Origin of the sequence: Pseudomonas sp. TNT3, assembly GCF_010095445.2 — a bacterium.
In the GTDB taxonomy this organism is placed as follows: domain Bacteria; phylum Pseudomonadota; class Gammaproteobacteria; order Pseudomonadales; family Pseudomonadaceae; genus Aquipseudomonas.
In genome coordinates this window covers 23,964-35,553 of sequence record NZ_WFGV02000059.1, presented here as the reverse complement: position 1 = coordinate 35,553, position 11,590 = coordinate 23,964, and the positions used below count along the sequence as shown (strand labels likewise).

The window sequence follows — 11,590 nt, the reverse complement described above, 5'->3', positions numbered from 1 at the left end:
CGGGGGCCGCTGCCGGGGCAGGAGCTGGCGTGGCAGGGGCTGGCGTGGGTGCCAACGGCGCCGGTGCAGCTTTCACTTCAGGTACACCCAGATCGGTTTTCGGCTTCTCGACGATGTGCGCGGCCTTTTTCGCTTCAGGCGGCAGGAACAGTTCGACCAGGGCGAAGAATCGCTCGTAGAACTTGGCGGAAGACACGGTCTCACTCGCGACCTTGACCATCGAGTCATCGGACGAACCAATCGGCATCGACACCGAACCCAGCACACCCACACCGAGACTGGCGGAGTTATTGGTCTTCTTCAGCGCATAGCGGTCCTGCAAGGCGTTGGCGAACATGGTGGCGTGATGCCCTTCGCTACCATCATCGGCACAGACCACGCTGAAGCTGATCTCCATGTGGGTCTCGCCGGTTTGCTGGAAGCTCTTGTGCCCGCTCACCAGTTTCGGATCGCTGCTGGTGATGATGTAGCCCTGACTGAGCAAGGCCCTGCGAGCGGCTTCGCACGTTTGCGCATCTGTCACCGGGTAATTGCGAGAAAACGTTCCGGAATCATCGAAATTCTCATGCTCATAGATCGCGGATTTTTTTGACGAACAGCCGGCAGCAGCGGCCAGTACCAACGCCAGTCCGACAACCCGCATGGGAAATGATTTAAACATTGAACATCCTGAGGAAAACGATTCGGGGCGTATTGTGCAACAGATCGATGATTAGCGTGACATCGATTGTGTCTTGAATCAGTTACAGAGGTACTGACCATCGATTATTTTATTTGTGCCCATAAAAAACCCCAGCTGGTCGGCTGGGGTTTTTTTATTACGCGGATAACTCAGTCAGGCATCAGAAACGCTTGATGTCTGCGGAGCTCTCCAGCTGCTTGCGATAGGCCGCAAAGTCTTGCTGGCCGATGCGCGAGGCGAGGAAGCGACGGTATTGAGCCTTCTCTTCTTCGGTCGGTGCAGCGGCTTCGTTGACGCCGTTCAAGCGCACGATCACCAGGCTACCATCCGCCAGGGTCACGCTGTTGAAAGTCGGCTTGTCCTTGGCAGCGGGTTTCGGCATACGGAACAGCGCTTGCAGCACGGTAGGGTCGATCCCTTCCTGACCGCGAGTCGCCGCTTCGGTGACTTTCCAGTTTTGGCCGTCAACAGCCTTGTCCAGAGGAGTCTTGCCATCACGCAGGCTGGCGATCAGTTCATCAGCCTTGGTTTTCGCAGCAGCGCTGGCGTGTTCCATGGCCAATTGCTGGCGAATGCTGGCATTCACGCTTTCCAGCGGCAATTGTGCAGGCTTCAAGTGTTCCTTGGCACGCAGCACGATCACGGTTTCAGGATCCAGCTCGATGGCAGTGCTGTTGGCACCTTCATCCAGAACTTCCGGGCTGAACGCTGCAGCGATTACGGCACGGTTGGCTGCAACACCTTCGCCACCTTCACGGCCAAATGGCTTGGAGGTGTGAACGGTCAGTTTCAGGTCCTGAGCCGGCTGAGCCAGATCGGAAGCTTCGAACGACGAGTCTTCCAATTGCTTGGTAGCCTCGACGAAACGCTGTTCCACCTGCTGGGTTTTCGCCTCGCGGGTCAGCTTGTCTTTCAAGCTGGCAAACGTCGGCACTTCAGGCGCTTCAACACCCAACAGCTTGATCAGGTGAAAACCGAAGTCCGTACGAACCGGTGCAGAAACCTGGTCCTTGTTCAGCGCATACAACGCTGTCTCGAACGCTGGATCGTAAACACCTGGACCTGCGTAGCCGAGGTCACCACCGTTGTTGGCCGAACCCGGATCCTGGGAGAATTCCTTGGCCAACGCCTCGAATTTCTCGCCTTTGGCCAGACGGGCCTGGATGTCTTCGATCTTGGCCTTGGCTTGCGCCTCGGTCATTTTATCGTTCACTTCGATCAGAATGTGCGCAGCCCGGCGTTGCTCGGCCAGGTTCGCGATTTCTTTCTGATACGCCGCTTGCAGGTCTTCGTCATTCACGCTGACCTGATCAAAGAAGGAGGACTTCTTCAATTCGAGGTAGTCAATGACCACCTGATCCGGCGTCATGAATTCCTTGGCGTGTTCGTCGTAGTAAGCCTTGACCTCATCGTCGGTCAGCTTCACCGCAGCAGGGTCGGCTTTGACGTTCAAGGTGGCGAAATCGCGGGTCTGTTTTTCCAGACGGGCGAATGCCAGTACCTGAGCATCGGTGACAAAACCGCTGCCCGCCAAACCGGCGCGCAACTGACCAATCAGCATTTCCTGAGCCAGCATCTGGCGGAACTGCATCCGGCTGTAGCCCAGTTGACGAATAACCTGGTCGAAACGCTCGGCACTGAACTTGCCATCCACCTGGAATTCAGGCGTTTGCAGGATCACCTGGTCCAAAGCGGCTTCGGAAAAAGCGAATTTCGAGTCTTCTGCGCCTTGCAGCAGCAGCTTGCGATCGATCAGGCCCTTGAGAGCCGATTCGCGCAGCATTTTTTCGTCGAGCAAGGAAGCGTCGAAATCTTTACCCAGCTGTTGCATGAGTTGACGGCGTTGCATATCAACCGCCTGGCTCAGCTCGTTCTGGCTGATTTCTTCACCGTTGACCTTGGCCGCGTCCTGGCTGTTGCTCGTTGCCTGAAATATGGCTTCGACACCGGTGAACGCCATCAGTACAACGATGATCCCGATAATGGTTTTGGCAATCCAGCCTTGTGAATTGTCCCTGATATTCTGCAGCATGCGTCCCCCAGAAACGGTTGAACTTCAAATTTAGGCAACCGTGGAGCGTGGGTAGAATCCGGATAGAAGAAAGGCGCATCCGAGGATGCGCCTTCTCGTAACTGGCGGAGCGGACCGATGGGTTCGAACATGCGACCCTCGGTGTCTCGGACCGGCATTGTGCCGACTGGACTACCGCTCCGCTGCCAGGTCAGGTATGACCCCGACCCGGATAGGCAAAAACCTGAATCGTACTTAGTTGACAGCTTCTTTCAGCGCTTTACCGGCTTTGAAACCTGGCTTTTTAGCGGCTGCGATTTCCAGCGTCTTACCGGTCTGTGGGTTACGACCGATGCGAGCTGGACGATCAGTCACGGAGAAAGTACCGAAACCAACCAGAACAACAGAGTCGCCAGCCTTGAGAGCGCCAGTGACGGATTCGATTACAGCGTCCAGCGCACGGCCAGCAGCAGCTTTCGGGATATCAGCGGATGCAGCGATAGCATCAATCAGTTCCGACTTGTTCACTCTAAGTCCCCTTATATCTATTTGAGTATGATTCTAAGTTTTTTGGTGAAAGCAAAAACGAGTGCTGAATGGCCTACAGACACTATAAGAGCCGCTTTATAACAAGGGCTCTAAAAAGCTGTCAAGGAAGCCCCCCAGGCAAATGCGTACTAATGCGTGCTAATTCTTTCCTTAGAGTCAGACTCGCGTTTTTCATCCTTCGCAACTATCTCGGGAGCCACATCAGGCAAGGGCTCCGGCGCGTATTGCAGCGCAATTTGCAGGACCTCGTCAATCCATTTAACTGGTTTAATCTGCAGATCTTGCTTGATATTGTCAGGAATTTCCTTCAGATCGCGTACGTTCTCTTCAGGAATGATCACCGTCTTGATCCCACCGCGGTGAGCCGCGAGCAGTTTTTCTTTCAAGCCACCAATCGCCAGCACCTGCCCACGCAGGGTGATTTCACCCGTCATGGCGACATCAGCGCGAACCGGAATCCCGGTCAATGCCGACACCAGGGCCGTGCACATGCCCACACCAGCGCTAGGACCGTCTTTCGGGGTCGCCCCCTCCGGCATGTGGATATGCGTATCGCGCTTCTCGTGGAAGTCCAGGGGAATCCCCAGGCTCTTCGCACGACTGCGCACTACGGTAAGAGCTGCAGTGATCGATTCGACCATCACATCACCCAACGAACCGGTCTTGATCAACTGGCCTTTGCCAGGCACAACAGCGGCTTCAATGGTCAGCAGTTCGCCGCCCACTTGAGTCCAGGCCAGCCCGGTCACCTGACCGATTTGATCCTGCGATTCAGCCAGGCCGTAGCGGAATTTACGCACGCCGAGGAAGTGCTCCAGCATGTCCGCCGTGACGGTCACCGAGAAGCGTTTTTCCAGGGCATGCTCTTTGACCGTTTTGCGGCAAACCTTGGCAATCTGACGCTCAAGCCCGCGTACGCCGGCCTCGCGGGTGTAGTAGCGAATGATGTCGCGGATCGCTTCGGATTCGAATTCCAGCTCGCCTTTCTTCAAGCCGTTAGCCGTAATCTGTTTGGGCGTGAGGTACTTGACGGCAATGTTGATCTTTTCGTCTTCGGTGTAGCCCGGCAGACGAATCACTTCCATCCGGTCCAGCAGCGCCGGCGGAATGTTCATGGAGTTGGAGGTGCAAAGGAACATCACATCGGACAGGTCGTAGTCGACTTCGAGGTAATGATCGTTGAAGTTGTGGTTCTGCTCGGGATCGAGCACTTCCAGCAACGCCGACGCCGGATCGCCCCGCATATCGCTGCCCATTTTGTCGATTTCATCGAGCAGGAACAGCGGGTTGCGAACGCCCACTTTCGTCATCTTTTGAATCAATCTTCCTGGCATCGAACCGATGTAAGTACGGCGATGACCACGAATTTCCGCTTCATCACGTACGCCGCCGAGTGCCATGCGCACGAATTTACGGTTGGTGGCGTGAGCGATCGACTCGGCCAGGGAAGTTTTACCCACACCCGGAGGTCCGACCAGGCACAACACCGGTCCGCGAATTTTCTTCACGCGTTTTTGCACGGCGAGGTATTCGAGGATGCGTTCTTTGACTTCTTCCAGACCGTAGTGGTCGGCGTCGAGAATGTCTTCGGCACGAGCAAGATCCAGGCGGACTTTGCTCTGAGCCTTCCACGGCACCTGGACCAGCCAGTCGATGTACGACCGCACCACGGTGGCTTCCGCGGACATCGGCGACATTTGCTTGAGCTTGTTCAGTTCACCCTGGGCTTTGGCCAGGGCATCTTTTGGCAGGCCAGCGGCATCAATGCGCTTTTTCAGCTCTTCGATTTCGTTGTGGCCCTCGTCGCTGTCGCCGAGTTCTTTCTGAATGGCCTTCATCTGCTCATTCAGGTAGTACTCGCGCTGACTGCGCTCCATTTGCTTTTTAACGCGACCGCGAATGCGCTTCTCGACTTGCAGCAAGTCGATCTCGGCGTCCAGCAGCGCCAGCACGTGCTCAACACGGGCTGACAAATCAATGATTTCGAGAATTTCCTGCTTCTGCTCGATTTTCAGGGCCATGTGCGCGGCCATGGTGTCGACCAGACGCCCTGGCTCGTCGATGCTGTTCAGCGACGACAGGACTTCCGCAGGGACCTTCTTGCCCAGCTGAACATACTGCTCAAACTGCGCCAGCAAGCTACGAACGAATACTTCGGACTCGCGCTCGGGTGCGTCGACTTCGTCGATCAGGGAGACTTCGGCACGGCAGTGGCCGTCCACTTCGCTGAAGCGCTCCACAGCGCCCCGCTGCTCACCTTCGACCAGAACCTTGACCGTGCCATCAGGCAGCTTGAGCAGCTGCAGAACGGTCGCAATGGTACCTACGCGATAAAGTGCTTCTTCACCGGGATCGTCGTCAGCAGGGTTTCTCTGAGCCAGCAGAAGGATCTGCTTGTCGCCCGTCATCGCTGCCTCGAGGGCTTCGATGGATTTCTCGCGCCCCACGAACAGCGGGATAACCATGTGCGGATAAACCACAACATCACGCAATGGCAGGAGAGGCAATTCGATGGTTGTCTTCATGATTTCGCCTCTACGGCGGCCATATGGCCGTAAACAGATGGAAGTAAGCTTGAAACCAAGATGGGGGCTGCCCTTGAAAAAAACAAGCACAAAGACAGCGTTAAAACGCGCAAAAAGAAAAGGGGCCCGAAGGCCCCTTCTTTATTCCAGCTGCGTGACGCTTAGGCGTCTGGCGCGGCCTTGGCAGCCGGCTCACTGTTTTCGTAGATATACAGTGGCTTGGACTTGCCTTCTATAACGCTTTCATCGATCACTACTTTACTCACCTCGGACTGCGAGGGGATTTCGTACATAGTGTCGAGCAATACACCTTCGAGAATCGATCGCAGGCCACGGGCACCGGTCTTGCGTTCCAGTGCACGTTTGGCGACGGATTTCAGCGCATCGGCCCGGAATTCCAGGTCCACACCTTCCATCTCGAACAGCTTGGCATACTGCTTGGTCAGAGCATTTTTCGGCTCGGTGAGAATCTGCATCAACGCAGCCTCATCAAGCTCGTCCAGCGTGGCAAGAACTGGCAGACGGCCGACGAATTCCGGGATCAGACCGAACTTGACCAGATCGTCAGGTTCGACTTCACGCAGGGACTCGCCCACTTTCTTGCCTTCTTCCTTGCTGCGCACTTCGGCGTTGAAACCGATGCCGCCTTTGGTGGAACGGTTCTGGATAACTTTTTCCAGACCGGAGAATGCACCACCGCAGATGAACAGGATGTTACGGGTATCGACCTGAAGGAATTCCTGCTGCGGATGCTTGCGACCACCTTGTGGTGGAACGGAAGCGACCGTGCCTTCGATCAATTTAAGCAAGGCCTGCTGCACGCCTTCACCGGAAACGTCCCGGGTGATCGACGGGTTGTCAGACTTGCGCGAAATCTTGTCGATTTCATCGATGTAGACGATGCCCATCTGGGCCTTTTCTACGTCGTAATCGCACTTCTGAAGCAGCTTCTGAATAATGTTCTCGACATCTTCACCTACGTAGCCAGCCTCGGTGAGGGTGGTCGCGTCGGCGATGGTGAACGGAACGTTCAGCAAACGAGCCAGTGTTTCGGCAAGCAGGGTTTTACCCGAGCCTGTCGGGCCGATCAGCAAGATGTTGCTCTTGCCGAGTTCGACGTCGTCATTCTTTTTGTCACGCTGGTTCAGACGTTTGTAGTGGTTGTACACCGCTACGGCCAAAACCTTTTTTGCACGCTCCTGACCAATCACATACTGATCAAGGATGCCGCTGATTTCTTTAGGCGAAGGCAATTTATGCGCGCTGCTTTCGGCCTGGGCTTCCTGCACCTCCTCTCGGATGATGTCATTGCACAGGTCGACGCACTCGTCGCAGATAAAGACCGAGGGGCCGGCAATCAACTTGCGTACTTCATGCTGGCTTTTGCCACAGAAGGAGCAATAGAGCAGCTTGCCGTTGTCCTCGCCGTTGCGGGTGTCAGTCATTCGTTCGATCCAAATCCGATAGGCTTGCAACACAAGATGAAGGCTATTGCGGGCTTTTTCAAGCCCGCCGATGATCAGACCAGCCGACCAACCCTAAATTGAGCTGCTTATTTTTACGCTGGGCGCTGGGCGATCACTTCGTCGATCAACCCGTAGTCACGCGCGGCCTCTGCGCTCATGAAGTTATCGCGGTTGGTATCACGCTCGATTTCTTCAAGAGTGTGCCCGCTGTGCTTGGCCATCAGCGTGTTGAGCCGCTCACGAATGAAGAGGATTTCCTTGGCATGGATTTCGATATCCGATGCCTGGCCCTGGAAACCGCCCAGTGGCTGGTGAATCATCACACGCGAGTTCGGCAGGCAGTAGCGCTTGCCAGGAGCACCGGCCGTCAGCAGGAAAGCACCCATGCTGCATGCTTGACCGATACAGGTGGTCGATACGTTGGGTTTGATGAACTGCATGGTGTCGTAGATCGACATGCCCGCCGTCACCGAACCGCCCGGGGAGTTGATATAGAGATGGATGTCCTTGTCCGGGTTTTCCGCTTCAAGGAACAGCAGTTGCGCACAGATCAGGTTGGCCATGTAGTCCTCTACCGGACCCACCAGAAAGATCACTCGCTCTTTGAGAAGACGCGAGTAAATGTCGTAGGCGCGCTCGCCACGAGCGGACTGCTCGACAACCATCGGGACCAGGCCGCCAGCGGCCTGGATATCAGAGTTCTGCTGAATATACGAATTACGGAACATGCTCTGCAGTCACTCCCAAATAGTTATGTCTTGAATACGCATAAGCCAGCACGAAGGCTGGCTTATGGTGTGTACTTCTTAGCGCAAAAACGATCAGTCGGCTTGTGGAGCTTCTACCGGCTTGACTGCTTCTTCGTAAGAGACCGATTTGTCGGTCACGTTAGCCTTCTGCAGAACAGTATCCACAACTTGTTCTTCAAGCACAACCGAACGAACTTCGTTCAGCTGCTGGTCGTTCTTGTAGTACCAAGACACAACTTGCTCAGGCTCTTGGTAGGCCGAAGCCATTTCCTGAATCATTTCGCGAACGCGGGTTTCGTCAGGCTTGAGGTCGAATTGCTTGACCACTTCAGCCACGATCAGACCCAGTACAACGCGGCGCTTGGCTTGTTCTTCGAACAGCTCGGCCGGCAGTTGGTCAGGCTTGATGTTGCCGCCGAATTGCTGAACAGCCTGCACGCGCAGACGGTCAACTTCGTTGGACAGCAGAGCCTTAGGCACTTCGATCGGGTTGGTGGCCAGCAGACCGTCCATTACCTGATTCTTGACCTTGGATTTGATCGCCTGACGCAGCTCGCGCTCCATGTTCTTGCGAACTTCGGTGCGGAAGCCTTCCAGACCGGTTTCCTTGATGCCGAATTGAGCGAAGAATTCTTCGTTCAGCTCTGGCAGTTTTGGCTCGGAAACAGTGTTCACAGTAACGGTGAACTCAGCGGTTTTGCCAGCCAGGTCGAGGTTCTGATAGTCCTCTGGGAAGGTCAGGTTCAGAACGCGCTCTTCGCCGGCTTTAGCGCCAACCAGACCGTCTTCGAAACCAGGGATCATGCGGCCGGAACCCAGAACCAGCTGAGTACCTTTGGCGGAACCACCCGCGAACACTTCACCGTCAACCTTGCCAACGAAATCGATGTTCAGCTGGTCTTCGTTCTGGGCAGCGCGATCGGCCACTTCAAAACGGGTGTTCTGCTTGCGCAGCACGTCCAGCATCTTGTCCAGATCGGCGTCGGTCACTTCAGCGCTCAGGCGCTCAACAGCGATACCGTCGAAACCAGCTACGGTGAACTCAGGGAACACTTCGAAAATGGCTACGTATTCCAGATCTTTGCCCGCTTCAAGCGATTTCGGCTCGATCGAAGGCGCGCCAGCCGGGTTCAGCTTCTGCTCAACAACGGCTTCGTAGAAAGAGGACTGGATAACGTCGCCAACAGCTTCCTGACGCGCATCAGCACCAAAACGGCGCTTGATTTCGCTCATCGGCACTTTGCCTGGACGGAAGCCAGCAATCTTGGCCTTTTGGGCAGTCTGCTGCAGACGCTTGTTGACCTGAGTCTCGATGCGCTCAGCCGGCACGGTGATGCTCATGCGGCGCTCAAGAGCAGAAGTATTTTCAACAGAAACTTGCATGGATATTCCTCGTTGCACAGACGTTGGCCGGCCGTTTCCGACCCCAGAATCAAGGGCATGCATTCTAGTAGGTCAAACTCAAGAAGTCACCCTACTGAAAACGGGTAAAAACGCAGCAGGCAATTTATAGGTGCGAATGCACGAATGCATCTCGCCCTGGTAGCAAATAAAGCCAATCACGCCGAGGCTCTGCGCCAACCCTTCTATATATAGAAGCAGTTGCCAGTCATTGCCCTGGCAGCCGACCGTGCGAGCATGGTCGGCGGGCAGTGCGGCATCATCGAGAAACATAAATACGACGAAACGCCCTGCTCATACGACCCAGAACCTGCGGCCGGTGAATACTCAGAAACAAAAAAGGCGCCAGACTGTTAAATCTGGCGCCTTTCGAAATATGGGGTGGACGAAGGGGATCGAACCCTCGACAACGGGAGTCACAATCCCGTGCTCTACCAACTGAGCTACGCCCACCATCTTGCATAACAAAGAAGCCAAACAACTTCTTCGTTGAACTCCCACCAGGCCAATCGGCATGAGAGAAGTTTTAATTGGTGCGGATGAAGAGACTCGAACTCTTACGCCTCGCGGCGCTGGAACCTAAATCCAGTGTGTCTACCAATTCCACCACATCCGCGGATTGAAGCTGTTAAAGCAAAGGCGCCAGACTGTTAATCTGGCGCCTTTCGAAATATGGGGTGGACGAAGGGGATCGAACCCTCGACAACGGGAGTCACAATCCCGTGCTCTACCAACTGAGCTACGCCCACCATATCGCGTTACTTGTGCCAAAGCTGCCTAAATGGCGCACCCGGCAGGACTCGAACCTGCGACCATCCGCTTAGAAGGCGGATGCTCTATCCAGCTGAGCTACGGGCGCCTTGTTAATCTGTACTCTTGGACGACTACAAACTAAGTGCTTTCCAGCCTTGCAGAACCGTAACTCTGCTAGACCTTCTTAACCAGTGCTAGGCTGTGCCCGACAAGTGCGACGAATAGTATAGCCCCCCCCAGGGGTCGTCAAATCCTTTTTAAAAAAAATTCATTTAATTAAAGGGGTTAGGGGAATTTGCAGACCAAGCGCCTTTGCCCTCACCTCATGACATGCGAGAATGCGTTCTCTTTTTTTCCCCTCTCGATGGTTAATCACGCGCAATGACTGCACAACTAATCGACGGCAAATCGATCGCCGCCAGCCTGCGCCAGCAGATCGCCAAACGCGTTACCGAGCGTCGCCAGCAAGGCCTGCGCACGCCCGGTCTCGCGGTGATCCTGGTCGGCAGCGATCCTGCCTCTCAGGTTTATGTCTCGCACAAGCGTAAAGACTGTGAAGAGGTCGGCTTCCTTTCCCAAGCCTACGACCTGCCTTCCGAAACCACTCAGGAAGCACTCACCGATCTGATCGATCGACTGAACGAAGACCCGGCAATCGATGGTGTTCTGCTTCAGCTTCCCCTGCCGGAACACCTGGACGCCTCGAAATTGCTCGAGCGCATTCGCCCGGACAAAGACGTTGACGGCTTCCACCCGTACAACGTCGGCCGTCTGGCCCAGCGTATTCCGCTGCTGCGTCCGTGCACACCCAAAGGCATCATGACCTTGCTGGAAAGCACCGGTGTCGACCTGTACGGCATGGATGCAGTCGTTGTCGGAGCTTCCAATATTGTTGGACGCCCGATGGCGATGGAGTTGCTGTTGGCGGGTTGCACCGTCACCGTCACCCACCGCTTCACCAAGGACCTCGCCGGCCATGTCGGCCGTGCCGATCTGGTGGTGGTTGCCGCCGGCAAGCCGGGCCTGGTCAAGGGGGAATGGATCAAGGAAGGCGCGATCGTGATCGACGTCGGCATCAACCGCCAGGACGACGGCAAGCTGGTCGGTGACGTCATCTACGAAACCGCCCTGCCCCGTGCTGGCTGGATCACTCCGGTTCCTGGCGGCGTTGGCCCTATGACCCGAGCCTGCCTGCTGGAAAACACGCTGTATGCGGCGGAAACGCTGCACAGCTGAGTTCACGTAGCGACATGAACGTGAAAAAAGGACCCCGCCAATGGCGGGGTTCTTTTTGCCCGCAGAAAAAAGCCTACCGCTCGCCGGAAACCTGCTGTTTTGTACGGCTTTTCAAGGACTTTCACCCGTTATTTCATCAACCATCGACAGTTCTTCAGCCATACTTCTAAAATGCGTCGGTTTTAAGAAACAGCCCGTTACAAAACGGCTTATCCACC

The 11,590-nt window shown here is 55.4% G+C and carries 9 protein-coding genes and 4 tRNA genes; 1 reads left to right on the top strand and 12 read right to left on the bottom strand.

From position 1 onward, the window contains the following. The 12 genes from GBC55_RS25345 to GBC55_RS25290 form a co-directional block, all read right to left on the bottom strand. A partial coding sequence (locus GBC55_RS25345) for a DUF2242 domain-containing protein (protein WP_247267003.1) occupies positions 1-661 on the bottom strand: 661 nt, incomplete at its 3' end. A gap of 181 nt (positions 662-842) precedes the next feature. Further along, complete coding sequence (locus GBC55_RS25340) at positions 843-2,714, bottom strand: SurA N-terminal domain-containing protein (protein WP_162440175.1); 1,872 nt, start codon at positions 2,712-2,714, stop codon at positions 843-845. Positions 2,715-2,948: 234 nt separating this feature from the next. Beyond that, positions 2,949-3,221 (bottom strand): HU family DNA-binding protein, encoded by a 273-nt coding sequence (locus GBC55_RS25335; RefSeq protein ID WP_002552737.1) that lies wholly within the window; start codon positions 3,219-3,221, stop codon positions 2,949-2,951. 149 nt (positions 3,222-3,370) lie between these two features. Continuing rightward, on the bottom strand, positions 3,371-5,767 hold the full coding sequence (lon, locus tag GBC55_RS25330; RefSeq protein WP_162440174.1) for an endopeptidase La: 2,397 nt from the start codon (positions 5,765-5,767) through the stop codon (positions 3,371-3,373). Positions 5,768-5,928: 161 nt separating this feature from the next. Then, positions 5,929-7,212 (bottom strand): ATP-dependent Clp protease ATP-binding subunit ClpX, encoded by a 1,284-nt coding sequence (gene clpX, locus GBC55_RS25325; RefSeq protein ID WP_007946893.1) that lies wholly within the window; start codon positions 7,210-7,212, stop codon positions 5,929-5,931. Positions 7,213-7,325: 113 nt separating this feature from the next. Further along, the gene (gene clpP / locus GBC55_RS25320) at positions 7,326-7,961 is read right to left on the bottom strand and encodes an ATP-dependent Clp endopeptidase proteolytic subunit ClpP (RefSeq protein ID WP_162440173.1); all 636 of its coding nucleotides are present in this window, start codon (positions 7,959-7,961) and stop codon (positions 7,326-7,328) included. Between the two features lie 93 nt (positions 7,962-8,054). Next, the gene (tig, locus tag GBC55_RS25315) at positions 8,055-9,365 is read right to left on the bottom strand and encodes a trigger factor (protein WP_162440172.1); all 1,311 of its coding nucleotides are present in this window, start codon (positions 9,363-9,365) and stop codon (positions 8,055-8,057) included. A 78-nt stretch (positions 9,366-9,443) separates the two neighbouring features. Next, positions 9,444-9,656 carry a hypothetical protein gene (locus GBC55_RS25310; protein ID WP_162440171.1) on the bottom strand — a complete coding sequence of 71 codons (213 nt, stop codon included), beginning with the start codon at positions 9,654-9,656 and terminating at the stop codon, positions 9,444-9,446. Positions 9,657-9,760: 104 nt separating this feature from the next. Beyond that, a tRNA-His gene (locus GBC55_RS25305) sits at positions 9,761-9,836 on the bottom strand. Between the two features lie 78 nt (positions 9,837-9,914). Further along, a tRNA-Leu gene (locus GBC55_RS25300) sits at positions 9,915-9,999 on the bottom strand. 57 nt (positions 10,000-10,056) lie between these two features. After that, positions 10,057-10,132 (bottom strand) — tRNA-His (locus tag GBC55_RS25295). A gap of 33 nt (positions 10,133-10,165) precedes the next feature. Beyond that, positions 10,166-10,242: transfer RNA gene (locus GBC55_RS25290), tRNA-Arg, on the bottom strand. 275 nt (positions 10,243-10,517) lie between these two features. Between GBC55_RS25290 and folD the strand changes: the two genes are divergently transcribed. Further along, positions 10,518-11,372 carry a bifunctional methylenetetrahydrofolate dehydrogenase/methenyltetrahydrofolate cyclohydrolase FolD gene (gene folD, locus GBC55_RS25285; RefSeq protein ID WP_162440170.1) on the top strand — a complete coding sequence of 285 codons (855 nt, stop codon included), beginning with the start codon at positions 10,518-10,520 and terminating at the stop codon, positions 11,370-11,372. The last annotated feature ends 218 nt before the right edge of the window (positions 11,373-11,590 follow it).

Bases quoted from the DNA above. Each gene is read 5' to 3' on its own strand.
- GBC55_RS25340 (WP_162440175.1), bottom strand. From the start codon at position 2,714: ATGCTGCAGAATATCAGGGACAATTCACAAGGCTGGATTGCCAAAACC.
- lon (WP_162440174.1), bottom strand. From the start codon at position 5,767: ATGAAGACAACCATCGAATTGCCTCTCCTGCCATTGCGTGATGTTGTG.
- clpX (WP_007946893.1), bottom strand. From the start codon at position 7,212: ATGACTGACACCCGCAACGGCGAGGACAACGGCAAGCTGCTCTATTGC.
- clpP (WP_162440173.1), bottom strand. From the start codon at position 7,961: ATGTTCCGTAATTCGTATATTCAGCAGAACTCTGATATCCAGGCCGCT.
- tig (WP_162440172.1), bottom strand. From the start codon at position 9,365: ATGCAAGTTTCTGTTGAAAATACTTCTGCTCTTGAGCGCCGCATGAGC.
- GBC55_RS25310 (WP_162440171.1), bottom strand. From the start codon at position 9,656: ATGTTTCTCGATGATGCCGCACTGCCCGCCGACCATGCTCGCACGGTC.
- folD (WP_162440170.1), top strand. From the start codon at position 10,518: ATGACTGCACAACTAATCGACGGCAAATCGATCGCCGCCAGCCTGCGC.